Source organism: Nonomuraea sp. B5E05, assembly GCF_039880665.1.
Lineage (GTDB): Bacteria > Actinomycetota > Actinomycetes > Streptosporangiales > Streptosporangiaceae > Nonomuraea.
The window spans coordinates 286,400-309,387 of the sequence record NZ_JBDPMJ010000011.1; the positions used below are offsets into that span (position 1 = coordinate 286,400).

The window sequence follows — 22,988 nt, forward strand, 5'->3', positions numbered from 1 at the left end:
ACTGGACATCACTCTCCGTAGGCAGGGTGAAGCCCGGAGCGAACGGCGGGGCGGCGTGTCGCCGGGGATCTGGATATTTGCCTCGATACGGTAGGCGGATCGCGCGAGGAGACCGGGCAAGTCGGCACGATCTACCCCTGTGGTCTGGTGGAATCTAGTGTTGTGAGTGGTCAGACCTGGCGGCTGGTGCGTCGCGGCAACGGCGGACCTGTTGTGCCTCCTGTGCTCGACGAGCACCAGCGTGCCGTGGTCGAGCACGAAAGCGGCCCCCTCCTCGTCCTCGCCGGGCCCGGCACCGGCAAGACCACCACGATCGTGGAGAGCGTCGTCGACCGGATCGAGCGGCGGGGTCTCGACCCCGAGCGGGTGCTCATCCTCACCTTCAGCAGGAAGGCCGCCGAGGAGCTGCGCCAGCGCGTCACCGCCCGCCTGCGCCGCACCACCCGCACCCCGCTCGCCCTCACCTTCCACTCCTACGCCTACGCCCTCCTGCGCCGCGAGGCCGTGCTCGAAGGCAAGCCTCCGCCGCGCCTGCTCACCGGTCCCGAGCAGCTCCTGGAGATCCGCCGCCTGCTCCACGGCGAGCTGGAGAACGGCGCGCTCGACTGGCCGCCGTCGCTGCGCGAGCCGCTCAAGACCCGCGGGTTCGCCGAGGAGCTGCGCGACTTCCTGTCGCGGGCCAACGAGCGCGGCCTCGACGCCGAGCGCCTCGTCGCGCTCGGCCGGCGGCACGGGCGCGCCGACTGGGCGGCGGCCGGCCGGTTCGCCGAGCGTTACCAGGACAGGTTCGACCTCGACCCCGAGGAGACCTACGACTACGCCGAGCTCGTCAGGGCCGCCTCGGCGCTGCTGGCCCGGCCTGGGGTGCTGGCGCGCGAGCGGGCCGCGCACGACGTGGTGTTCGTCGACGAATACCAGGACACCGACCCGGCTCAGGAGCTGCTGCTCGCCCAGCTCGCGGGCGACGGCCGCGACCTGGTCGCGGTGGGAGACCCCGACCAGTCGATCTACGGCTTCAGGGGCGCCGACGTGCAGGGCATCATGCAGTTCCCCGAGCGATTCCCGGCCCGCGACGGCCGCCCCGCGCCGGTGCTGGCGCTGCGGGTGTGCCGCAGGAGCGGCGCCGACCTGCTGGAGGCCTCGCGCCGGGTCGCCGCCCGGCTGCCGGTCGCCCCCATGCCCGACCACGCCTACGGGCACGAGCACGACCACCGCGACCTGACGCCGCTCCCCGACGCCGAGGCCGGCGACGTGCGGGTGTTGCTGGCCGACAGCACCAGCCAGGAGGCCGCCATCGTGGCCGACACCCTGCGGCGGGCCCACCTGATCGACGGCGTGCCGTGGCGCCGGATGGCGGTGCTGGTCCGCTCGGCCAAACGCCAGGTGCCGCTGCTGAGGCGGGCTCTGGTCAACGCGGGCGTGCCGACGATGATCGCGGGCGACGAGGTGCCGATCGCCCAGGAGCCCGGCGTGCGCCCGCTGCTCACGATGTTGCGGGTCGCGCTCGACCCGGCCCAGCTCGACGAGCCGGTGGCGGAGGAGCTGCTGACGGGCCCGCTCGGCGGCACCGACATGATCGGCGTACGCCGCCTCCGCCGCGCTCTCAAGATCGCCGAGAACGACGCCGTGGCCGCGCTGCGCGAGGCGGGCGCCGGCGACGACGAGCGGCCGTTAGCGGCGCGCTCGTCCGGCGAGCTGCTCGTCGCCGCCGTGCAGGACGTGCGCGAGCTCACCCGCGTCGAGCCCCACATCGCCCTGCCCGCCGAGCGGGTCGCGAGGCTCCTCGCCACCGCCAGGGAGGCCGCACAGCAGGAGGGCACCGCCGAAGACCTCCTGTGGGCCGTGTGGCAGAGCAGCGGCCTGGGGGCGCGCTGGACCGATCTGAGCCTGGCGGGCGGCCCCAGGGGCGCGCAGGCCGACCGCGACCTCGACGCCGTGGTGGCGCTGTTCGACCACGCGGCACGGTTCGTCGACCGCATGCCCAAGGCGGGCCCCGAGGTGTTCATCGACGACCTGGCCGCCCAGGAGATCCCCGGCGACACGCTGGCCGACCGGGCCCCCGACGGCGACGCCGTACGCGTGCTGACCGCCCACCGCTCGAAGGGCCTCGAGTGGGACGTCGTCGTGGTCGCGGGCGTGCAGGAGGGCGTCTGGCCCGATCTGCGCCTGCGCGGGTCGCTCCTCGGCGTCGAAGACCTCGTCGAGGTGGTCGAGGGCGCCGAGCCGAGCGCCGCCTCGCTGGCCTCCAAGCTGCTGGCCGAGGAGCGCAGGCTGTTCTACGTGGCCGCGACCAGGGCCAGGCGCAGGCTCGTGGTGACGGCCGTGGGCGGCGACGACACCGACGAACGGCCGTCCAGGTTCCTGAGCGAGCTGATGCCGGGCGCGGTGGAGACGGCCACGATCGACGACCGCGCCCGCTGGCTCACCATGTCCGCGCTCGTGGCCGACCTGCGCAGCGCGGTGACCGACCCCACCAAGCCGGCGAAGATGCGCAGGAAAGCCGCGAGCCAGCTCGCCCGCCTGGCCGCCGCGGGGGTTCAGGGAGCCCACCCCAACGACTGGTACGCCCTCACCCCCATCTCCGACGATCGCGCCCTGAGCTGGCCCGACGGGGTCGTCAGCATCTCGCCGTCGGCGGTCGAGAGCTTCACCAAGTGCGGCCTGCGCTGGCTCCTGGAGACGGCGGTCGGGGCCGCGGGCACCAGCACCGCCCAGGGCCTGGGCAACGTGATCCACGCGCTGGCCGTCCTGGCGGCCACCGACCTGCCCAGCGAGGATCTCCTCGGCGACCGCCTCGACCAGGTCTGGAACGATCTCGACTTCGGCGGCGTCTGGTACAACCGCAAGCAGCGCCAGGTCGCCGAGCAGATGATCGGCAAGTTCCTGCGCTGGCACAAGGAGAATCCACGCGAGCTGGTGGCGCTGGAGGAGGCGTTCACCGCGATGATCTCCGACGGCGTGCAGATCAAGGGCCGGGTCGACCGGGTCGAGCGCGACTCCGGCAATCGCGCGGTCATCATCGACCTCAAGACCGGCGGCGCCAAACCCAAGGCGGGTGATCTCGACCGCCATCCGCAGCTGGGCGTCTACCAGCTCGCGGCGCTGCTCGGCGCGTTCGCCCGGCACGGCATGACCGAGCCGGGCGGCGCCGCGCTGGTGCAGCTGGGCAAGGCGGCGGGCAAGAAGGAGGCGCTGGAGCAGCGGCAGGGCGCGCTGGCCGACGACCGCGACCCCGGCTGGGCCGCGGATCTGGTCGACACCGTGGCGACCGGCATGTCGGGCCCGTTCTTCCAGGCCAAGGTCAACGACGGCTGCCGCACCTGCGCGGCCAGGGCGAGCTGCCCGGTCAACGACAACGGGGGCCAGGTGTGCTGACCCCGGCCGAACTCGCCGGCAAGCTCGGCATCCTGCCCCCCACCCGCGAGCAGGGCGCGGTCATCGAGGCGCCGCTGGAGCCGACCGTCGTGATGGCGGGCGCGGGCTCAGGCAAGAGCGAGACGATGGCCGGCCGCGTGGTCTGGCTGGTCGCCAACGGCCTGGTCAAGCCGGAGAACGTGCTCGGCCTGACGTTCACCCGCAAGGCCGCGGCCGAGCTGGCCACGAGGGTCAGGGAGCGGTTGTCCGGCCTGGCGGAGGCAGGCCTGGTCGAGCCGGGCGCGCTCGACAACGAGCCCACCGTGTCCACCTACCACGCCTACGCCTCCCGCCTGGTGACCGACCACGCGCTGCGCGAAGGGCTGGAGCCGACCATGCGCCTGGTCACGCCCGCCGTGTCGTGGCAGCTCGCGTCGCGGGTGGTGGCGATGTACGACGGGCCGATGGACAAGATCGAGCTGGGGCCGCCGTCGGTCACGGCCGCCGTGCTGGAACTGGCGGGCGAGCTGTCGGAGCATCTGCGCTCGCCCTCCGACGTCAGGCGGCTGGGCGGGTGGTTGAAGGACCGCCTCGCCGCGCTGCCCGGCCGCACCACGCTCGCGCAGCGCAGGCCGCTCGGCGTCCAGGAGGCCAGGGAGCAGCTGCTGCCGCTGGTGGAGGCGTACGAACTGCTCAAGCGCCGCCGCGAGGTCATCGACTACGGAGACCAGATGTCGCTGGCCGCCAGGATCGCCTCCGGTCACAAGGAGGTCGGCGAGATCGAGCGCGCCCGCTTCTCCGTGGTGCTGCTCGACGAATACCAGGACACCAGCCACGCCCAGCTCGTGCTGCTGCGCTCCCTCTACGGCGGGGGCCATCCGGTGACCGCCGTGGGCGACCCCTGCCAGTCGATCTACGGCTGGCGCGGCGCGTCCTCCGGCAACCTTCGCCGCTTTTCCCGAGATTTCCGGACAAGTTCGGGCGATCTTGCCCCGGTCCGCCAGCTCAGCGTCAGCTTCCGCAACGGCGACCGCGTCCTCGACGTCGCCGCCCGCGTCCAGCTCCCGCTGCGCATGGAGGCCCGCGAGGTGCCGGTCCTCGTCCCCGGCCCCAACCGTGTCGACCGGGGCCGCGTCACGTGCGCCTTCCACGAGACCGCCGAGGACGAAGCCGCGTGGATCGCCGACGGCATCGCCAGGATCCTCGGCCAGGAGGTCGCCCCCGACGGCATGCCCTGGGGCGAGCAGGAGCGCAAGAAGACGCTCGCCGTGCAACCCCAGGACGTCGCGATCCTGGCGCGCAAGCGCTCGCAGTTCCCGGCCCTGCGCAGGGCGCTCGAGGATCGCGACATCCCGGTCGAGGTGGTCGGCCTCGGCGGCCTGCTCACCGTGCCCGAGGTCAGCGACATCGTGGCCACCCTGCGCGTCCTCTACGACGCCACGGCCGGCGACGCGCTGGCCAGGCTGCTGGCCGGGCCGCGCTGGCGCATCGGCCCCGCCGACCTGCGGGTGCTGGGGGAGCGCGCGCGAGACCTGGCCCGCGAGCTGAGCGAGAGCCACCGCGAGGACGACCCGCTCGACCAGGTGGTGGCCGACCTGGCGGAGGAGCGCGGCAGCCTGGTCGACGCGCTGGACGAGCTGCCTGACAGGGAGGAGTGGCTGGAGGCTTTCTCGCCGCTGGCCCGCACCAGGCTCGTCGCGCTCGCCCACGAACTGCGCCAGCTCAGAGCCCACACCGCGCAACCGCTGCCCGACCTGATCTCCGAGGTCGAGCGGCGGCTCGGTCTCGACGTCGAGGTGGCCGCGCGCAGCGGCACGGTGAGCGCGTTCGCGGCGCGGGCCGACCTCGACGCGTTCCTCGACGCGGCGTCCAGGTTCGCGGGCGACTCCGAGGACCCGACGCTCGGCGCGTTCCTGGCCTACCTGCAGGCGGCCGAGAGCGAGGAGTTCGGGCTGGAGGCCGGACGGGTCGGCGAGAGCAACAGCGTCAAGCTGATGACCGTGCACGCCTCCAAGGGGCTGGAATGGCCGATCGTGGTGGTGCCGGGGTTGTCGCAGCTCGTCAGCTCGAAGGGGACGATCGCCACGGGCAGCGTGTTCCCCGCCACCCCGGTCACCAACAGCCGCTGGACGGACAACCCGCGCAAGCTCCCCTACTCCCTGCGCGGCGACGCCGCCGACCTGCCCAGGCTCGCCGGGCTGAGCAAGGAGGAGCTGGCCGCGTTCGACGAGCGCTGCCGCGAGCGCGACCTGATGGAGGAGCGCAGGCTGGCGTATGTCGCGGTGACCCGGGCCCACTATCACCTGATCGCCTCCGGCTACCGCTGGGGCACCGCGACGAAGCCGCTGGAGCCGTCCGACTTCCTGCTGGAGATCCGCGACACCGCCGACCGCGTCTCGTTCTGGGCCGGCGACCTCGCGGAGGGGGTCACCAACCCGCTGCTCGCCGAGCCCGCCGAGGCCGTCTGGCCCGTCACGCCGGAGGGGCTGCGCTACGAGTCGGTGCTCGACGGCGCCCGCCTGGTCGAGGACGCCCTCTCAGGCAGGCTCGCCGGCTCACCCGCCGAGGAGGAAGAAGCCGGGGAGCCGCTGCGCTCGTTCGAGGAGGAGCGCCTGCGCGCCTGGGAACGCGACACCGACCTGCTCCTGCGCGAGCGCGAGCTGCACCGGCGCCGGCCCGCGACGACCGTCGAGCTGCCCGCGAAGCTGACCGTGTCGTCGCTGGTCACGCTGGCCGCCGACCCGCGCGAGCTGGCCCGCAGGATCCGCCGTCCGGTCCCGGCCAAGCCCGCGCCGCTGGCCCGGCGCGGCACGTCGTTCCACAAGTGGCTGGAGACGCGCTGGGACCAGCAGCGGCTGATCGACGACTTCGAGCTCGACCTGTACGACGAGCTCGAAGAGGCCGACGTGCGGCTGGCCGAGCTGCAGGAGCGGTTCGAGGAGAGCGAGTGGGCCGACCGGCGGCCGGTCGAGCTCGAGGTGCCGTTCGAGACCATGATCGCCGACCGGCTGGTGCGCGGGCGGATGGACGCCGTCTTCGAGCGGCCCGGCGGCGGCTACGAGGTCGTCGACTGGAAGACCGGGCAGCCGCCCAGGGGCAGGAAGGCCAGGGCGGCGTCGGTGCAGCTGGCGGCGTACCGGCTGGCCTGGTCGCAGCTGGCGGGCGTGCCGCTGGAGCGGGTGGGCGCGGCCTTCCACTACGTACGCGCGAACCGCACGGTGCGCCCGGTCGACCTGCTCGACGCCGACGGCCTGGTGGCGCTCATCGAGAGCGTCAGGATCGCAGATAGTGGAAAGCCGGCTTCGGGTGCATGAGGAAGTCGTGGTGCGAGATGTTCCAGGCGTAGGCGCCGGCCATCTCGAAGACCACGGTGTCGCCCACGCGGGCCGTGGTCACGATATTTCGGGCGAATACGTCTTTCGGGGTGCACAGCTGGCCGACGAACGTGGTCGGCTCGCCGGCGACCCCCGGTCCTGACCCCGTGGGAAGCACCGTGAAGGGCTGGTCGTGGCCCTTCGTGGCCGGCGTGCGCAGGTGGTGGGTGCCGCCCAGCACGATCGCGTACGCCTCGCCGCGCACCCGCTTCACGTCCACGACCCTGGTCACGTAGAAGCCGCAGTAGACGGTCAGCGCCCGCCCCGGCTCGATCCGCAACCGCCGCCCCCGGCCCAGCGCCGCCAGCCCGGCCCCGTACGCCTCCCAGCCGAACCTCCTCTCCGGCGCGGCATAGGAGACCGCCATGCCGCCGCCCAGGTTGACCTCGTCGTACGCGCCCCCGAGCAGGATCCCGGCCAGCCGCAGCAACTCGTCCGCGTCCAGCCCGCTGGCCAGGTGCGCGTGCAGGCCGCGCAGCCGCACCCGCTCGCCGAACAGCGGCAGGCACTCGGCCACGCCCTCCTCGTCCATCCCGAACGGGCCGCTCATCGTGAGCGCCGCTCCCTCTACCGGCAGGTCGGGGTTGAGCCGGAGCAGCACGTCGGCCTCCAGGCCCGTGGCGAGCAGGCGGCGCAGCTCGTTCGGCGACTCCACGTGGATGCGGTGGTGCGGCAGGCGCAGCTCCGCGTCGGTCTTGCCGGGGCCGCCGAGCGCCACCGGCATGCCCGGGAACAGGCTCGTGACGTGGGCGTGCTCACCACCCGACGACACCTCGAACCCGTCCACGTGCCCGGCCAGCACGCGCAGCAGCTCGGCGTCGGGGTTGGCCTTGACGGCGTAGTACAGCTCGGCCGCCCCCAGCGCCCGCCGTACGGACGCGACGTGCTCGTCCAGCGCGGGCAGGTCATAGAGGTAGGCCGGGACGGCGGGCAGGCTCGCGGCGGCGTCCTCGACGCGGGCGCTGATCATGCGAGCGGGTTAGCGATCGGGACGTAACCGGCGGCCCGGTCGGCCGCCCTGGCCCAGCGCACGCCCAGGTTCGCCTTGGCCGGCAGCGGCGCCCCTGCGAGCAGGTCCGACAGGGGCAGCGGCCGGCCCAGCTCGCCGGCCTGGCGGGCCAGCAGGTCGCGGGCGACGCGCCACAACGCGCGCAGCAGCGCGTCGTCGGGTCCGGCGAGCGTCGCGGCGATCTCGGTGAGGTGGTTGACGAGCAGGCAGTAGACCACCCGGGCCCAGCCCCGCTCGGCGTCGTAGGTGAGGGCCCTGGCGACGTCGGGGTGCAGGCCGCCGAGGTCGTGCCGGCCCTCGACGAGCTTGGTGCCCTCCAGATCGCGGAAGACGGCCTGCGCGGGCAGCCCGGAGGTGTCCAGGCCGACCAGGACGTTCTGCAGGTGGGGCTCCAGCACCACGCCGTGGGTGAAATACAGCTCCAGCACCGGCAGCGCCACCACCCGCACGTACGCCTCCCACCACGGCAGCGGATCCAGGGTGGGAGCGTCGAGGGCGAGGGCGGCGGCCAGCACCGGGGTCACGCCGGGGGAGCAGGCGGCCCACGGGCTCTGCCTGACGATCACGCCCAGCCCTTCGAGCAGCCTCAGGCTGAGGGTGGCCGAACGGTAGCCGGGTTCGGGCAACCAGCGGGTGGCGGGATGCCGGGCCGACACGTCACGGAAGAGGGGTTCGAGTCGCCTGGTCAGCTCCACGGCCCCGGCCAGCTCGTACCAGGCGTTCTTCCGTACGCAGTTCGTGATCCGTACATCCAGGGAGAACTTCAGGCAGACCTCCGCCTCCGGGGCGTACACCGTCCGTACGGACGAGGTCGGCTGCACCACGGGGCCGGGCCCGAGGTCGACCAGCTCGGCCCCGAACGCGGGCCGCAGCAGGTCGAGCTGCCACGGATGCGCGGGCAGCAGCCGGTAGCCCGCCGGCGCGTCGCCCATCGCGTCGAGCGCCGACGCGTCCCCGTCCTGGGCGACGAGGTCCGCCCGCACGCCGAGCAGCCTGAGGGGGAACTCGGCGTGCGCCTCCGGCGCGTACTGCAACCAGCCGGCACCGCCCCGCGCCTTCGGACTGGGGTGGAACGGATGGCCGAACACGAGCGCCTGCTCCGACGCCAGCCACGGATCGGCGGGCGGCACGGCCGCGCCCCTGGCCGTCAGGATCGCCGCCACGGCGTCCCTGCTGGCCGCCACCTGACCGGCGAACTCGCCGTTGCACTCGAGCCCTCCCAGCTCGGCCTCGGCCAGCCCGATCAGCTCGTCCGTGGTCAGCGCCTGCCACGCGCCGCCGGCCAGGCGCTCAGGCGGGCCGTCGAAGCGCAGCGCGGCGCCGCCGTGGGCACGCACGCGCAGCAGCGTGCCCGCGACCCGCAGCAGCAGGTACGGCGGCGCCGGCCACACCAGGCCGCGCGGCCCGGCCACCTCCCGCACGCAGCAGCGCAGCAGGGCCGCCAGCGTCGCCTCCTCGGCCAGGGCGGAGGGCGCCTCTACGGCCAGTCCCTCAAGGCTCGGCATTCACGCTCTCCTCAGATAGTTGGGCCCGCTGGTCCCGTAGAACTTGTTGATGTCGCGGGCGCCGGACCGCTCCTTCGCCACGAGCGTCCCGGCTGTGATCATGGACTTGCCGGTCAGCCTGGCGGCGTCGAGCGTCCGGGCGCGCAGGAGCCTGGCCATGGGGTCGTCGCCGTACTCGGCGAGCGCCTCGGCCAGCGTGTCGCGCAGCAGCGCGGACGCGCGCGCGTGCGGCAGCGCCCCGAACGTGACCGCCGCGGCGGCCAGGTGCAGCGTGATGGTCACGAACACGTCGGCCAGCGCGTGCGGATCGTCGTTCAGCATGCGCCCGTCCCCGAACTCCGGCACCGCCACCCCGGCGGCGGCCAGCCTCGCCGGTGAGGCCAGCAGCCCGTCGTTGTCCTTGACGAGCAGCTTCATGCGGTCTCCTCCGAGGACCAGGGCGAGGTTCTGCTGGTGGGCCTCCACCGCGACGCCGTAACGCACGAAAAGCCGTACGTTCCACCGCAACAGCAGCCGCAGATAGCCGGGCAGCACGTCGCCCACCTCGTCGAGCACGCCGGGGGCGGTCAACGCGGCGACCGGCACGATCTCGCCCGCGGGCAGCCGCCTGGCCATCCACGCGAGATGTTCGTCCCCGGTCTGCGCGTAGGTCTGCTCGTCGGCCGGCAGCACGTCCGGGCCGGCCAGCTCGCGCAGCAGCAGCTCGGCTCTGGCGCCGTCGGCCAGCGTCCCCGGTTTGATCGAGCGGCGGTTCCTGGCCCCCAGCGTGCTGATCGGCAGCGGCAGCTTGAGATGCAGCCGGGGGGTGACCTCGACGGTCCGCATGGACAGGGTGGGCCGCACGGTGACCGCGGCCTGGTCGAGCAGGCGCACGCCGTCGATCTTCCGTACCTCGCCGGTGGTCAGCGGGTGCACGGGGAACAGCACCTCGCGCGGCCCCACGGGCAGGCCGGGGTCGGCCTCCGCGGGAAGGCGCACGGCGGAGCCCGGCGCGAGCGCGTCGCGCGGCACGGCCGCCCACCGCAGCTCGAAGGCGGGCCCGAACTCCGGCGCGTAGGCCACCAGTTCGTCCTCGGACAACCCCGGCCGGGCGCGGGAGGTCGGATAGACCGGATGGTCCACGAACGCGGCCCGCGTCTCGTACGACGGCCGCCGCGCCAGCACCTCGTCCACCCGGGAGTCGTGCGCCTCCAGCGCGGCCAGCGCCGCCAGGCACTCCTCGAAGAACGCCGCCACCCCTTCGGCGTCGGCGGGGTCGGCCACCTCCACGAGCGTCTCCAGCACCTGCTCCAGGCCCAGTCGCTCGCCCTCGGCGACCACGAAGTCCTGGAACGGCAGCCCTGGCGCCAGGCGCACCCAGCGGCCGTCCGCCAGCAGCAGCCCGACGCCGTCCCTGGCCCTGGTGACGCGGGAGGACAGCCCGCCGTAGTCCTCGCGCAGCAGGGCGTTCAGCACCCGCGCGGCAAGGTACGACTCCCTGGTGCTCATTCGAGCACCCACGGCCGGCGGGCCCGGTAGTCGGCGATGGCCGCGTCGACCCGCGCCCGGTCCGGCCCGACCGCGCGGACGACGCCCAGGTAGTCGCGGTTGGTGTGGGTGAGGGAGACGACGTCGCCGACGGCCCGCAAGGACCGGTGCCAGAGCCGCACGTCACCGGCGACGACGCACTCGTGGCCGGGCGCCTGCTTGATCGTCCCCGGCCGGTCGGCGACCAGGCTCACCGCGCTCCCGTACCCGGTGGTTTCGGGGACGGCGGGCGCCGGCTCGCCGAGGTGCACCCGCAGGATCCACGCGAACAGCGGCGCCCCGAGCACGTCGCCCAGCAGGAAGTCGCAGTGGTCGCCGATCACCCGGTAGTTGACCTCGACGATCCTCGGCCCGCGCGGGGTGACGACGTACTCGGTGTGGCAGGCCCCGAACCCCGCTCCGAGTGCCCGCAACGCCTCCAGTACGTGCTCGTGCGGCCCGCCGGGCGCCCAGTCGAGCCGCTCCTCCACGAAGTACGGCAGCGGCCCCAGCGTCGTCTCGAACCCGCCGAGCACCCGCAGCCCGGTGCCGTCGCCCAGCGTCTCCAGCGTGCGCAGCGGCCCTTCGAGGTATTCCTCCACGACCAGCGCCTCACCGGGCCGCCGCTTCCTGACCTCGGCCACGGCCCGGTCCAGGTCTCGCTCGACGAGCATGACGTCCTCGCTGGCAACGCCCTCGCGCGGCTTGAGCACGACCGGGTAGGGCGGGTCGCCGGGCACCGGGTCGCCGGGCGCGAGTCGTACGGTGAAGACCTGCTCGACCCCCGCCTCCCGCAGCCGGCGCCGCATGAGGAACTTGTTCTTGGCCGCCACGCACGCCCGCCAGTCCTTGCCGGGCAGCCCGAAGTAGTCCGCGGCCAGCGCAGTCTCCGCCTGCAGGTGGTCGGAGTTGGAGAAGATCGCGTCGGGCCTGCCGAGCTGCTCGACCGTGTCGATCAGCGCGCGCGGATCCCGCACGTCGCACGCGACGGCGTGCGGATGCTGCTCAGGCCGGTCCGTCAGGATCGTCACCTCGCAGCCCAGCGCGCGTGCCGCGGGCAGGAAGCCGTCCGTCACGGAGTCGGTCGGTTTGAGCGCGGTCAGGTAGAGCCGCAACGCGAGGACCCCCAGAAGAATCAGGTAAGCCTTACCTAACTCATCGATCGTAGCTCAGAGAGATCATCGCGTCGCCCGGATACGTTAATCGGCCGCCAACTGCGAGGTCATAGGATGACATGGAATTCGGGAGGGGACGATCAGTGGAGACGACCGCGGAAGAGCAACTCATCGGACCACTGCTTCTGGCGCGGGGCACCGTCGACAGATCCGTGCTGCTGCGGGCCGACGAACGCCGGCTGGAGCAGGCGTGGTCGGATCCGGCGACCAGGGTGCTGGTGATCGACAACGGTCACACGCTGGTGCGCCGGCAGGGAGATGAGGTGCAGGCGGTGCTCTTCACCACCGCGGAGGCGCCCCCGGGGCCGCGCTATCTCCTCGGCGTGGAGGGCGGAGCCGCCTACTTCGCGGTCGCCGCGCCGCTGCCCGGCGTCTCCGGAGGCGACGGCAACGGCCGCGTGACCGTCCCGATGAGCCTGCGTGACACGCCCGAGGGCGTGCCGGTGCCGGCCGGGCTGCGCCAGGCGGGCGGCCTGCTCGGCGACCGCGACGCGGGCCTGCTGGTCTACGCCGTGGCGCTGGAGGCCTGGCACGCGACCCACGAGTTCTGCCCGCGCTGCGGCGCCCGCACCACGATCCAGGCGGGCGGCCACATCCGCGTCTGCCCGCAGGACTCCAGCCAGCACTTCCCGCGCGTCGACCCGGCCGTGATCATGCTGATCCGCGACCCCGACGACCGCTGCCTGCTCGCCCGCGGGCCGCAGTGGCCGCAGGGCCGCCTGTCGATCCTGGCGGGGTTCGTCGAGCCGGGCGAGTCGCTGGAGGCCGCCGTCGCGCGCGAGGTGGCGGAGGAGGTCGGCATCACCGTCGTCAACGCGCGCTACCTCGGCAGCCAGCCGTGGCCGTTCCCGCGCAGCCTCATGCTCGGTTTCTTCGCCGACGCCACGACGACCACCCTGACACCCGACGCCGAGGAGATCGCCGAGGCGCACTGGTTCTCCCGTGAGGAGCTGGTGCGGGCGCTCGACTCGGGCGAGCTGCGCCTGCCGCCGCCGGTGTCGATAGCCCGCCGCCTGATCGAGACGTGGTACGGCGGCGAGCTGACCGGCGACTGGTGATCAGGCGGGCGCGAGCAGGGCCTTGACCTCGATGGCCGACGGGTTGGTGCGCACGATGCGGCCGCCCGGGGTGTCGATCACGACGGTCGGCACCACCTGGTTGCCGTTGTTGACGCTCATCACGAACTCCGCGGCGGCGGGGTCACGCTCGATGTCGACTTCGTCGTAGCTGATGCCCTCGCGGGTCAGCTGAGACTTGAGCCGCTTGCAGGGGCCGCACCACGTGGTGCTGTAGACCGTGAGCGCCATGTTGGGAAATCCCTCCAAGGTCAGGAAGACAGGCGCTCGGTGCAACAACGCGGCCCTGCGGCTTAATCCCGGTCGCCTGATCCCCGGCCGTCTAGCCGATGCGCTCGGCGATCCAGGCCTGCACGCGCTCGGCCACGCCGGGCATGCGGTAGAGGGGGGAGCTGTGGTTGCCGCCCGGCACGGCGTAGACCGTCACGGGGACTCCGACCTGGCCCAGCATCTGCTTGAGCAGCTGGCTCTGCACCGGCGGCACGAACTCGTCCTTCGAGTGCACGGCCAGCACCGGCGCGTCCTTACGGCTGGCGTGCCAGGCCACCTCCATGCTGGCCCACACGCGCGAGCACTTGCCCTTGGGATGGCAGTCGCCCGCCAGGCGGATGGCGGCGGTGCGCAGCTTGCGCTTGTTCCGCTCGATGGCCTTCGCGCCGTCGGCGTAGGCGCGCAGCGGCGAGATGATCGGCGACAGGCCCACCACGCCCTTGAGGCCGGCGATGCCGTCGCCGTAGGTGCCGACGGCGGCCGCGATGTGGCCGCCGGCGGAGAAGCCGACCACCACGTAGTTGCTCGGGTCGAACGCCCACCTGTCGGCGTGCTTGCGGGCCGTCGCGATCGCGGCCAGCGCGTCGGTGCGCTGCGCCGGCCAGGCGGCGTCGCCGGACAGGCGGTAGTTGAGGTTGAAGACCGTGTAGCCGAGCTCGGCGTAGCTCCGCGTGATCTCCTTCATGTATCTCTTGTCGCCGCTGGACCACCAACCGCCGTGGATCAGGAAGACACCCGGGCGCTCCATGCCGTCGGGGGTCCACCACACGTCCATGCTCTGGCGCTTGTGGCGGCCGTACGCGACGGTTTCTAACGCGAGGCCCCCGAGCCCATCCGGATTCAGGGGATTACTCACCGTAGGGCCGGGTGTGGGCTCCCTGGTCGCATTCGCGGCGACGACCGGTGTGAGCACAACGGCAGCGAGCGTCAGAGCACCCACAGTGACCGCAGTTCGCACGGCCTTCCTTTCCCCCATGCAGATGGTCGGCCCCATTGTGGGGGAAGAGACCAGTAGTTTGCATCTTGTTGGCTATGAACATACGCCGGCAGGCATGTTGCCAGAATAAAGCGCATGGCCGCCACTCCTTGGGAATATGTACGGGTGAACAACGGTGAACAACGTGGATGACGTTCTGATCGGTCTCGATCCCGAGCAGCGGGCGGTCGCCGAGGCCGTGCGGGGGCCGGTGTGCGTGCTGGCGGGCGCGGGCACGGGCAAGACCAGGGCGATCACCCACCGTATCGCGCACGCGGTCCGCAGCGGCGTCGTCGAGGCGCGGAGCGTCCTGGCTGTGACGTTCACCACGCGCGCGGCGGGCGAGCTGCGCCAGCGCCTGCGCACGCTGGGCGCGCCCGGGGTGCAGGCGCGCACCTTCCACGCGGCGGCGCTGCGCCAGCTCACCTACTTCTGGCCGCGGGTCATCGGCGGCGAGGCGCCTTCGGTGATCGAGTCGAAGCTGCCGGTGCTGGTGGAGGCCTGCCGACAGGTCCGGAGAAATCCCGACCGGTCCGAGCTGCGAGACATCGCCGCCGAGGTCGAATGGGCCAAGGTCACCCAGATCGGCCCGGAAGACTACGTCGCGGCCGCGGCCAAACACCACCGCACCCCTCCCGTGCCGGCCGAGGAGGTGGCCCGCCTCTACGACACGTACGAGCAGATCAGGCGGGAGCGCCACCTGGTCGACTTCGAGACCATTCTCGAGCTGACCGCGGCCGTGATGACCGAGCACCAGGAGGTGGCGGCCCAGATCCGCCAGCAGTACCGCTACTTCGTCGTCGACGAATACCAGGACGTCAACCCGCTGCAGAAGCTCCTGCTCGACACCTGGCTCGGCGGGCGCGACGACATCTGCGTGGTCGGCGACCCCAACCAGACCATCTACTCCTTCACCGGCGCCAGCCCCCGCTACCTCACCGGGTTCGCGGTGGAGCACCCGGAGGCCGCCGTCATCAAGCTGGTGCGCGACTACCGCTCCACCCCCCAGGTGGTCGACCTGGCCAACCTCGTCATCGCCAAGGGCAGGTCCCCCCACCGCCTCGAACTCGTCGCCCAGCGCCCCGACGGCCCCAAGCCGGCGTTCGCCGACTACGACGACGAGCCCGCCGAGGCCGCGGGCGTGGCCAGGGCCATCAGGAAGCTCCTCGACAAGGGCGTGCCCTCGCGCGAGATGGCCGTGCTCTTCCGCGTCAACTCCCAGTCCGAGGCCTACGAGGAGGCCCTGTCCAAGGCCGAGATCCCCTACGTCCTGCGCGGCGCCGAGCGCTTCTTCGAACGGCCCGAGGTGCGCCAGGCGGTCGTCCTCCTGCGCGGCGCCGCCCGCTCCGCGGCCGGCGAACCCCTGGCCTCCGAGGTCCACCACATCCTCGCCGGCATCGGCTTGACCCCCACGCCCCCCTCCGGAGGCGGCAAGGCCCGGGAGAAGTGGGAGTCGCTGAAAGCCCTGGCCGACCTCGCCGAGGACATGGCCGCCGAGGGCGCCGACCTGCCCACGTTCGTGGCCGAGCTCGAACGCCGCGCCTCCGAGCAGCACGCCCCGCCCGTCGAAGGTGTCACCCTCGCCTCACTCCACGCCGCCAAAGGCCTGGAATGGGACGCCGTCTTCCTGGTCGGCCTGACCGACGGCATGTTGCCCATCATCTACGCGGAAACTTCCGACCAGATCGAGGAGGAACGCCGCCTCCTCTACGTCGGCATCACCCGAGCCCGCGAACACCTCTCCCTGTCCTGGGCCCTCGCCCGCGCGCCGGGCGGGCGCAAGAGCCGCCGCCCCTCCCGATTCCTCGACGGCCTCACCGGCCGCGCCTCCGCCCCGGCCCGCGTCGCGTCGCCGTCCCGCGAACGCCGCCAGGTGGCCGCGCCGGTCAGCTGCCGCGTCTGCGCGAAGACGCTGGTGGCGGCCGCCGAACAGAAACTCGGCCGCTGCTCGACCTGTCCCGCCGACTACGACGAGGCCCTCCTCGAACGCCTGAAGGCCTGGCGTACGGCCACGGCCAAGGAAGCCAAGATCCCGCCGTACGTCGTCTTCACGGACGTCACCCTCCAGGCGATCGCGGAACGCGCGCCTGAGACGGAGCAACAACTGCTGTCGATCGCGGGCATCGGCAAGGTCAAGTTCGACCGCTACGGCGAAGCCGTCCTCGACCTCTGCCGCCACCCCTGACCACTCCAGGCTTCGCTTCGGTCACCAGGAGCTGACACGATCATGTCCATGACCTTCGCACCGCCGCCGGAGGCCGCCGCCTGGCGACACCTCGGCGCGCGCACCGGCTTCGAGGTGGTCTACTTCCGTCCGACGGGCGGAGGCGGGCACCGCGTCGAGGGCTGCACGACGGCCGTCGAGGACGGGGTGGCCTGGGCGGTCGACTACGCGATCGACGTGGACCGCGACTGGGTCACCCGGCGTGCGGAGATCAGAAGCCGATCGGCGGCCGGGCCCCGGCACGCCGTCCTGGAGGGCGACGGTGACGGCGGCTGGCGGATCGACGGCGTGCCGGCCTCTCACCTGGACGGCTGCCTGGACGTGGATCTGGAGTCGTCGGCGGTGACCAACACGTTCCCCGTGCACCGGATACGCCTGGCCGTGGGCGGGGGAGCCGGCGCCCCGGCCGCGTACGTCCGCGCCGCCGATCTCACCGTCGAGCGCCTCGACCAGCGCTACGTCCGGGTCGCCGGCGACGGCCAGGGACAGCGTTACGACTACGAAGCGCCGGTCTTCGGCTTCACCTGCCGCCTGGTCTACGACGCGTCAGGGCTCGTCCTCGACTACCCCGGTCTGGCCGCCAGGGCTCTGTGAGCTCGGCGAGGCGGTCCCCGGCGTCCAGGACGGATGCTCAAGCAACGGCCCGGCGAAGCAGGCGGCGAGGGCTTGCCCCGAGAGCTGGACGCGCCGTCGCGAGAGTCGTGGGCCGGATGCCCGAAGCGGCCACAACTTGTCCGCTACTCCTGCGAGGGTGATCTCCGGGAACCGAACGACGGGGCCTACGCCTCCGGCGTGGCGGGCCGGAACGAGCCAGGAAAGGGAGCAGGGTATGGGGACGCGCACGCTGGGCCGTCCTGGAATCCAGGCCGGCCACGTACTGCCTGGGCACCATGATGGTCGGCCAGGTCGGCATCCCCGACCACAACGACTCCACACACCGGGCCACGGGGGTCAACGTCATCGAAACCGCCGACGTCTCGGCCGACACGCATCGCGAGCCACGCCGCAGACCGGCCGGCGAGCGCGTCGATGCATGGTGATCCGATGACCGTTCTCGACACCAGGGCGCTCAACCGCGCGACGCTGGCCCGGCAGTTGCTGCTCGACCGCGCCGACCTGCCGGTCCTCGAGGCGGTCGAGCACCTTTGCGGCCTGCAGGCCCAGGAGCCGCAAGAACCGTTCGTCGGGCTGTGGTCGCGGCTGCGCGCGTTCGACCCGGCGGTGCTCTCGGACCTGCTGGTACGGCGCAGCGTGGTGCGTACCCATCTCATGCGCCGTACCGTCCACCTCGTGACCGCCGAGGACGTCCTGTCCTGGCGGGCCCGCCACAACGCCATGCTGCGCCAGCGGGTGCTCGGGACCTACCGGAGTCAGCTCGCCGGGGTCGATCTCGACGAGCTCGCCGCGGCCGGGCTCGAGGTGATGGCCGACGACCAGCCCCGCTCGATGTCCGAGCTCGCGCGGGCGGTCGCCGACCGCTGGCCGGAGCCGGGTCCGCGGCCGCTGGGAGAGATGCTGGTCGCCGCCCTCATCCCGATGGTGCAGCTCCCGCCACGCGGGCTCTGGCGCGCGAAGGCCGGAGTGCGCAACGTTCCCATCTCCTCCTGGCTGGGCCGCGACATCCACCCACCCGCAACGGACGGCTCCGACCCCGCGGGCCAAGCGCTGGTACGCCGCTACCTCGCCGCGTTCGGCCCGGCCGCCACCGCCGACCTACGCGCATGGTCCGGCCTGGCCGGACTGCCGGCCGCCGTCTCCGCGATACGCGGCGAGCTGATCAGCTTCCGCGACGAGAAAGGCCGGGAACTCCTGGACCTCCCCGACGCACCGCGCCCCGATCCCGGCACACCAGCCCCGATCCGGTTCCTGCCGGCCTTCGACAACGCGCTCCTCGGCTATCACGACCGCAGCCGTATCGTCGACGACGCCCACCGTGGCCTTTCCGTGGCCGGCGAGCGTGTGGTCCTGGTCGACGGCCGGGTCGCCGCGACCTGGACCGTCAAGGACGACACCGTGCACGTCACCCCGCTGCGCCCCTTTTCCCGGGCCGACCGCGACGCCGTCGCCGAGCAGGGGCAGGCGCTGGCGGCGTTCCTGTCCGACGGCGACTACCACCGCGTACAGATCGCCGCCTAGGGGGGCACCCGACCCTCCGCGGGTCGCGCGCACGACGAGAGGACCCGACGCCGATGGCAGTCGCGGCCCGGGACTCACCGGCGAAGCGTCCGAAATGTCGGCTGACCCGTAACCCCGGTGAAACCGGGGCACGAAATCATCAGACAAGCCAGCCCCCCTTGTGGCCTGAACCAAGCGGCACGTCACACTTGTCCCGACGACCGGAGAAGCGAAGGGGACCGACACGTGAACGAGGCGCTGAAGGAGTTGCTGGACCTGCTCGACCTTGAGCAGATCGAGCTGGACATCTTCCGGGGCAGAAGCCCGGAAGAGCGCATTCAGCGCGTCTTCGGCGGTCAGGTCGCGGCCCAGGCTCTGGTGGCGGCCGGCCGTACGGTGCCCAAAGACCGCAACGTGCACTCCCTCCACGCCTACTTCATCCGCCCGGGCGACCCGTCCATCCCGATCGTCTACAACGTCGACCGCCTCCGCGACGGTCGTTCGTTCACCACCCGGCGCATCGTGGCGGTCCAGCACGGCAAGGCGATCTTCACGATGTCGGCGTCGTTCCACGTCGCCGAGGAGGGCGTGGCGCACCAGGCGTCCGTGATGCCGGTGGTGCCGGACCCCGAGACGCTTCCCACGTTCAAGGACAGGATGTACGAGCTGGTCGCCGATCATCCTGATTTGCGCGACTGGTTGTCACGCCCGCGCCCGGTCGACGCGCGCTACGCCTCGCCGCTCACGTGGGAGGCGTACCAGAACCCCGAGCTGCGCAGCGCCGAGACGAACGTGTGGTTCCGCTATGACGCCGAGTTGCCCGACGACCCGCTGCTGCACGTCGTGCTGGCCGCGTACGCCTCCGACTTCACGCTGGTCGACACGATACTGCTGGCGCACGGCATGGCCTGGGGAGTCTCGGACATCGTCGGCGCCTCGCTGGATCACGCCATGTGGTTTCACAGACCCTTCCGGGCCGACGACTGGCTGCTCTACGCGCAGGAGTCCCCATGGTCGGGGAGGGCGCGGGGCCTCGCGCGGGGCGAGATGTTCAACGCCTCCGGCGAGCTCGTGGTCTCGGTCGTCCAGGAGGCGATGATCCGCCAGACGAAATAGGCCCGAATCGCCTGCCCATCGGCGGGCCGCAGAGCCTGTGGAATGTAACGAAATCGCAGGTAGAAAATATGTTGCCGGTTCCTGGGTTCCCGGTTTAGGGTCTTGGTCAAGCGAGTCGGACAGTCCTGTTCCGACGATCTCAGAGGGAGGAGAGTCACTGTGATCAGCATCAAGATGCCAGCCACGACGTGGCTCGCCTCCGCGTGCCGTGACTCGGTGAGACTCGTCGATGGTCCCACGAAGTTCCGGCAGGAGAAGTCTGTCCGTAGCCAGGCCGCCGCCTATGCGCACGCCCACTTCGGCGCTGCCGCCGCACAGGCAGCTCCTGTCTACACCGCTCGTATCGAACTGCCGGCCAACCAGCTCACCAAGGGTGGACTGCGCGGTCCGCATCCCTGGCGGGATACCCCGGTCATAACCTGACCGGGAATGCCCCACCAGGCCGCGGATCCGCAGACAGGATCCGCGGCCTTCTTGTTTGTCCGTGATCCCCGACCACCCACGAGGTGCCCGAACAAGATCAAGAGATCGATCAAAGGAGAAAGCAGATGGGGGCGAAGACGATCATGGACCTGATCGACGAAGCCGAGATCCCCTGTCGTACCGACCCTGACCTGTGGTTCGCCGAGTCGCCGGAGGACGTGGAGTTCGCCAAGGCGCTCTGCGGCGGCTGCCCGATCCAGAAGGCCTGCCTGGCTCGTGCGCTCGAGCGCGAGGAGCCTTGGGGCGTCTGGGGCGGCGAGCTCATCCTCAGGGGAACCATCATTCCTCGCAAGCGTCCGCGCGGGCGTCCCCGCAAGCACCCGGTCGCTGCCTGAAACACCGCACCTACGAGCAAGAAAGCGCAACGTGATGATCACTCAGTCAACGAGGAGCCTCGCAGTGCCGGATCTCATCCATGAGTTGGTGAATGACCGAATACAAACGCTTCATCGAGAGGCGGAGGAGCAACGCCTCATCGCGCGCCTCCGTCGCGTGGAGCGGGCCAGGCGTGGGGTCAGGCGGGCGAACGACCGCCTCCGCAGGGCCATGAGCCACCCGTTCTGATCGGGGAGATCCTGCCGCCGGCGCAGGATCTCTCCTTGAGCTCCAGCCAATGAGAGCCGGGCGCGTCCAGCGCCCGGCTCTTCCATTTGCCCCGAGACGTTGCCCCACGGGCCTCGCCTTGCCCTGCGAGGGATCTCATCCGCAACGACGAGCTGCCCAGCAAGGGCCTCCCGGTGATCCGTGCGGACGGTCGGACCTCGCGGGACGGCACCGCTGGGCAGCTCTGCCACATCGCGGGGCACGGTGTCGGACGCCGGGGTCAGGGGTGCAGGGCGTCGCGTGCCTCGCGCGCGCCGAGTGATCCAACGGGGCCGCGGGATCACTCGCCACGATCTCTGCGTGCCTCTCCTCAAGGCACGGGACCGGTCAGGGGCCGGCCAGGCAGTGTACGGCGGGGATCTCGGCGGGCACGCCCGGCGCCGACGGGTCGACCACGGTGGTGAGCTCGCCGACGCTGGAGGCGAGGCAGCCGGCGATGGCCGCCGGGCCGACGACAGCGTTCGCCGCGGGGGCGGCGGAGAGCAGGCCCGCCGCCGCGAAGGCGGTAACCGTTAGGAGACGCGCGGATCCATCCATGAAGGTCCTTCCAAGCTATGACTCTCTGCATTCAAATAATTACATACAGTAGTCAAGCTGCGATAGAGCGAACGTCGAATCCTCATCTACCAGCCCGGCCAGGCACCTCGTTGACCCGTGACCTGTCACCCCGCCCGGTCCCGGCCAGATTGTGTCCAGTCAGCAAACCCGTTCGATCCAGGCCAGGCGCACATCGATCCTGGTCGACCTGGCGCGGATTCCCCGCAGCAGAAAGACGGCGTCGCCGAGCCAGGCTGGGATCGGCAGCGGTCAACCGATGGCCAGGGCCTCGTCATCGGGGTCGTCGGCGAAACCGGGAACCCAGCGGATCACCTCGTCGCGGAAGCGTGCTGTGGCGCCCAACTGGCACAGAACACCCACGCCCGCCGCATGGACCCGGTGGATGAGCACGTACGACGTCGGCAGGTTGAGCTGGCGGACCACGTTGGTGGGACGGAGGTCCGTGACGCTGGCGACCTGCGCCTGCAACCACTCCCGGCTGAACGTGAATTCCTCCACCGCGGTCGGCTCGACATAGGGGGCGAGGAAGGCCCGCAACGCGTCGGGGTCGATCTGGATGTCCTCGCGGATGAAGCCCTCCTTGCGCAGGCCCCGCATGACGGTTTCCATGTCGCCCTGGTTGAAGATTCGGGTCAGCTGGCCGAACGACTTGGGGTAGCCGTCGGGCAGGCGGTTGACCGCGCCGAAGTCGAGAACGCCGAGCTTGCCGTTGTCGAGCATGCGGAAGTTGCCGGGGTGGGGGTCGGCGTGCAGCATGCCGACGCGCGCGGGGGAGCAGAAGAGGAAACGCACGAGGAGCAGGCCTGCCCGGTCGCGCTGTTCCTTCGTGCCCTCGGCGATGATCCGGGACAGCGGTGTGCCGTCCATCCACTCGCTGACCAGCACCATCTCGTTAGCCGCGACGACGTCGGGGACGTGGAAGTCGGGGTCGCCTTCGAACTCCAACGCGAACGCGTGCTGAGCCTCGGCCTCCCTGAGATAGTCGAGTTCCTCGGCGATCCGCTCCCGCAGTTCGCTCAGCACGGCCTTCATGTCGAGGCCGGGCAGCAGCGTCCCGAACACCTTGCCCAGGCGTGCCAGCTGCGCGAAGTCGCCGAGCAGCGCCTTGCCCGCCCCCGGATACTGGATCTTGACGGCCACGTCGCGGCCGTCGTGCCACACGGCCCGGTGCACCTGGCCGATGGAGGCGGCGGCCGTCGGCTGGTCGTCGAAGGACAGGAAGTGCTGCCGCCAGTCGTCACCCAGTTGTTCCGTGAGCACGGTGTGAACCGTGGAGGTGGGAAGCGGGGGAGCGGCGTCCTGCAGTTTGGTCAGCGTGGCACGGTAGGGGCCGGCGATCTCCTGCGGCAGCGCCGCCTCGAAGATCGACAGCGCCTGCCCGAGCTTCATCGCTCCGCCCTTGAGCTCGCCCAGGACCTTGAAAACCTGCTCGGCAGTACGCTGCTGCACCTCCTGCGCCACGATCTCGGCGGACTTGCCGCCGAGGCGTTTGCCCAGCCCCAGAGCGGTGCGGCCCGCGAAACTGAGCGGAAGGGCGGCCAGCTTGGCGGAGCGCGTGACGGCACGGCGTGGAAGATCGCTCACACTCATGCGCGAACCTCGAAAGATCCGCTTCCCCCCTTCGTGGTCGTCCCTGAGCACGTC

Annotated in this window: 18 protein-coding genes; 10 read left to right on the forward strand and 8 right to left on the reverse strand. The window is 71.7% G+C overall.

Features of this window, described 5'->3' with window-relative positions; all coding sequences use genetic code 11:
• The first annotated feature begins 162 nt into the window (after window positions 1-162).
• Window positions 163-3,375: an ATP-dependent DNA helicase gene (locus tag ABGB01_RS22585; protein WP_347775512.1), complete on the forward strand. Its 3,213-nt coding sequence runs from the start codon at window positions 163-165 to the stop codon at window positions 3,373-3,375.
• On the forward strand, window positions 3,369-6,668 hold the full coding sequence (locus ABGB01_RS22590; RefSeq protein WP_347775513.1) for an ATP-dependent DNA helicase: 3,300 nt from the start codon (window positions 3,369-3,371) through the stop codon (window positions 6,666-6,668). Before ABGB01_RS22585 ends, ABGB01_RS22590 begins: the two co-directional genes overlap by 7 nt.
• Here the strand turns inward: ABGB01_RS22590 and ABGB01_RS22595 are convergent.
• From ABGB01_RS22595 to ABGB01_RS22610, 4 genes are read right to left on the reverse strand one after another with little or no spacing between them, the layout of a single operon-like run.
• Complete coding sequence (locus ABGB01_RS22595; protein WP_347775514.1) at window positions 6,628-7,698, reverse strand: type III PLP-dependent enzyme; 1,071 nt, start codon at window positions 7,696-7,698, stop codon at window positions 6,628-6,630. The two genes, ABGB01_RS22590 and ABGB01_RS22595, sit on opposite strands and share 41 nt — an antisense overlap.
• On the reverse strand, window positions 7,695-9,242 hold the full coding sequence (locus ABGB01_RS22600) for an IucA/IucC family protein (RefSeq protein ID WP_347775515.1): 1,548 nt from the start codon (window positions 9,240-9,242) through the stop codon (window positions 7,695-7,697). Before ABGB01_RS22600 ends, ABGB01_RS22595 begins: the two co-directional genes overlap by 4 nt.
• The gene (locus ABGB01_RS22605) at window positions 9,243-10,730 is read right to left on the reverse strand and encodes an IucA/IucC family protein (RefSeq protein WP_347775516.1); all 1,488 of its coding nucleotides are present in this window, start codon (window positions 10,728-10,730) and stop codon (window positions 9,243-9,245) included.
• The gene (locus tag ABGB01_RS22610) at window positions 10,727-11,863 is read right to left on the reverse strand and encodes a siderophore biosynthesis protein (RefSeq protein ID WP_347775517.1); all 1,137 of its coding nucleotides are present in this window, start codon (window positions 11,861-11,863) and stop codon (window positions 10,727-10,729) included. Before ABGB01_RS22610 ends, ABGB01_RS22605 begins: the two co-directional genes overlap by 4 nt.
• Window positions 11,864-12,006: 143 nt before the next feature.
• Here ABGB01_RS22610 and nudC point away from each other — a divergent pair, with 143 nt between their 5' ends.
• Entirely contained in the window at window positions 12,007-12,981 is a 975-nt protein-coding gene (gene nudC, locus ABGB01_RS22615) for an NAD(+) diphosphatase (RefSeq protein ID WP_347775518.1), read from the forward strand.
• Here nudC and ABGB01_RS22620 read toward each other — a convergent pair whose 3' ends face one another.
• Together ABGB01_RS22620 and ABGB01_RS22625 are read right to left on the reverse strand one after the other, a co-directional pair.
• Window positions 12,982-13,230 (reverse strand): mycoredoxin, encoded by a 249-nt coding sequence (locus ABGB01_RS22620; RefSeq protein ID WP_347775519.1) that lies wholly within the window; start codon window positions 13,228-13,230, stop codon window positions 12,982-12,984.
• Between the two features lie 91 nt (window positions 13,231-13,321).
• Complete coding sequence (locus ABGB01_RS22625) at window positions 13,322-14,044, reverse strand: alpha/beta hydrolase (protein WP_347775520.1); 723 nt, start codon at window positions 14,042-14,044, stop codon at window positions 13,322-13,324.
• A gap of 346 nt (window positions 14,045-14,390) precedes the next feature.
• Between ABGB01_RS22625 and ABGB01_RS22630 the strand changes: the two genes are divergently transcribed.
• The 7 genes from ABGB01_RS22630 (at window position 14,391) to ABGB01_RS22660 (ending at window position 20,518) form a co-directional block, all read left to right on the forward strand.
• Window positions 14,391-16,430: an ATP-dependent DNA helicase UvrD2 gene (locus ABGB01_RS22630; RefSeq protein ID WP_347775521.1), complete on the forward strand. Its 2,040-nt coding sequence runs from the start codon at window positions 14,391-14,393 to the stop codon at window positions 16,428-16,430.
• Between the two features lie 48 nt (window positions 16,431-16,478).
• On the forward strand, window positions 16,479-17,063 hold the full coding sequence (locus tag ABGB01_RS22635) for a putative glycolipid-binding domain-containing protein (protein WP_347775522.1): 585 nt from the start codon (window positions 16,479-16,481) through the stop codon (window positions 17,061-17,063).
• Between the two features lie 296 nt (window positions 17,064-17,359).
• Window positions 17,360-17,509 carry a hypothetical protein gene (locus ABGB01_RS22640; RefSeq protein ID WP_347775523.1) on the forward strand — a complete coding sequence of 50 codons (150 nt, stop codon included), beginning with the start codon at window positions 17,360-17,362 and terminating at the stop codon, window positions 17,507-17,509.
• A 4-nt stretch (window positions 17,510-17,513) separates the two neighbouring features.
• Complete coding sequence (locus ABGB01_RS22645) at window positions 17,514-18,605, forward strand: winged helix DNA-binding domain-containing protein (RefSeq protein WP_347775524.1); 1,092 nt, start codon at window positions 17,514-17,516, stop codon at window positions 18,603-18,605.
• A 225-nt stretch (window positions 18,606-18,830) separates the two neighbouring features.
• Window positions 18,831-19,700 (forward strand): acyl-CoA thioesterase II, encoded by an 870-nt coding sequence (locus ABGB01_RS22650; RefSeq protein WP_347775525.1) that lies wholly within the window; start codon window positions 18,831-18,833, stop codon window positions 19,698-19,700.
• Between the two features lie 159 nt (window positions 19,701-19,859).
• Window positions 19,860-20,123, forward strand: coding sequence for a hypothetical protein (locus tag ABGB01_RS22655; RefSeq protein WP_347775526.1), 264 nt, complete (start codon window positions 19,860-19,862; stop codon window positions 20,121-20,123).
• A gap of 125 nt (window positions 20,124-20,248) precedes the next feature.
• The gene (locus ABGB01_RS22660; RefSeq protein ID WP_132333100.1) at window positions 20,249-20,518 is read left to right on the forward strand and encodes a WhiB family transcriptional regulator; all 270 of its coding nucleotides are present in this window, start codon (window positions 20,249-20,251) and stop codon (window positions 20,516-20,518) included.
• 595 nt (window positions 20,519-21,113) lie between these two features.
• Here the strand turns inward: ABGB01_RS22660 and ABGB01_RS22665 are convergent.
• Window positions 21,114-21,323, reverse strand: a complete 210-nt coding sequence (locus tag ABGB01_RS22665) for a hypothetical protein (protein ID WP_347775527.1) — start codon at window positions 21,321-21,323, stop codon at window positions 21,114-21,116.
• Between the two features lie 270 nt (window positions 21,324-21,593).
• Window positions 21,594-22,928 carry an AarF/UbiB family protein gene (locus ABGB01_RS22670; protein WP_347775549.1) on the reverse strand — a complete coding sequence of 445 codons (1,335 nt, stop codon included), beginning with the start codon at window positions 22,926-22,928 and terminating at the stop codon, window positions 21,594-21,596.
• Window positions 22,929-22,988: the final 60 nt, after the last annotated feature.

Bases quoted from the DNA above. Each gene is read 5' to 3' on its own strand.
- ABGB01_RS22595 (WP_347775514.1), bottom strand. From the start codon at position 7,698: ATGATCAGCGCCCGCGTCGAGGACGCCGCCGCGAGCCTGCCCGCCGTC.
- ABGB01_RS22600 (WP_347775515.1), bottom strand. From the start codon at position 9,242: ATGCCGAGCCTTGAGGGACTGGCCGTAGAGGCGCCCTCCGCCCTGGCC.
- ABGB01_RS22605 (WP_347775516.1), bottom strand. From the start codon at position 10,730: ATGAGCACCAGGGAGTCGTACCTTGCCGCGCGGGTGCTGAACGCCCTG.
- ABGB01_RS22620 (WP_347775519.1), bottom strand. From the start codon at position 13,230: ATGGCGCTCACGGTCTACAGCACCACGTGGTGCGGCCCCTGCAAGCGG.
- ABGB01_RS22625 (WP_347775520.1), bottom strand. From the start codon at position 14,044: ATGGACGTGTGGTGGACCCCCGACGGCATGGAGCGCCCGGGTGTCTTC.
- ABGB01_RS22635 (WP_347775522.1), top strand. From the start codon at position 16,479: ATGACCTTCGCACCGCCGCCGGAGGCCGCCGCCTGGCGACACCTCGGC.
- ABGB01_RS22640 (WP_347775523.1), top strand. From the start codon at position 17,360: ATGATGGTCGGCCAGGTCGGCATCCCCGACCACAACGACTCCACACAC.
- ABGB01_RS22645 (WP_347775524.1), top strand. From the start codon at position 17,514: ATGACCGTTCTCGACACCAGGGCGCTCAACCGCGCGACGCTGGCCCGG.
- ABGB01_RS22660 (WP_132333100.1), top strand. From the start codon at position 20,249: ATGGGGGCGAAGACGATCATGGACCTGATCGACGAAGCCGAGATCCCC.
- ABGB01_RS22665 (WP_347775527.1), bottom strand. From the start codon at position 21,323: ATGGATGGATCCGCGCGTCTCCTAACGGTTACCGCCTTCGCGGCGGCG.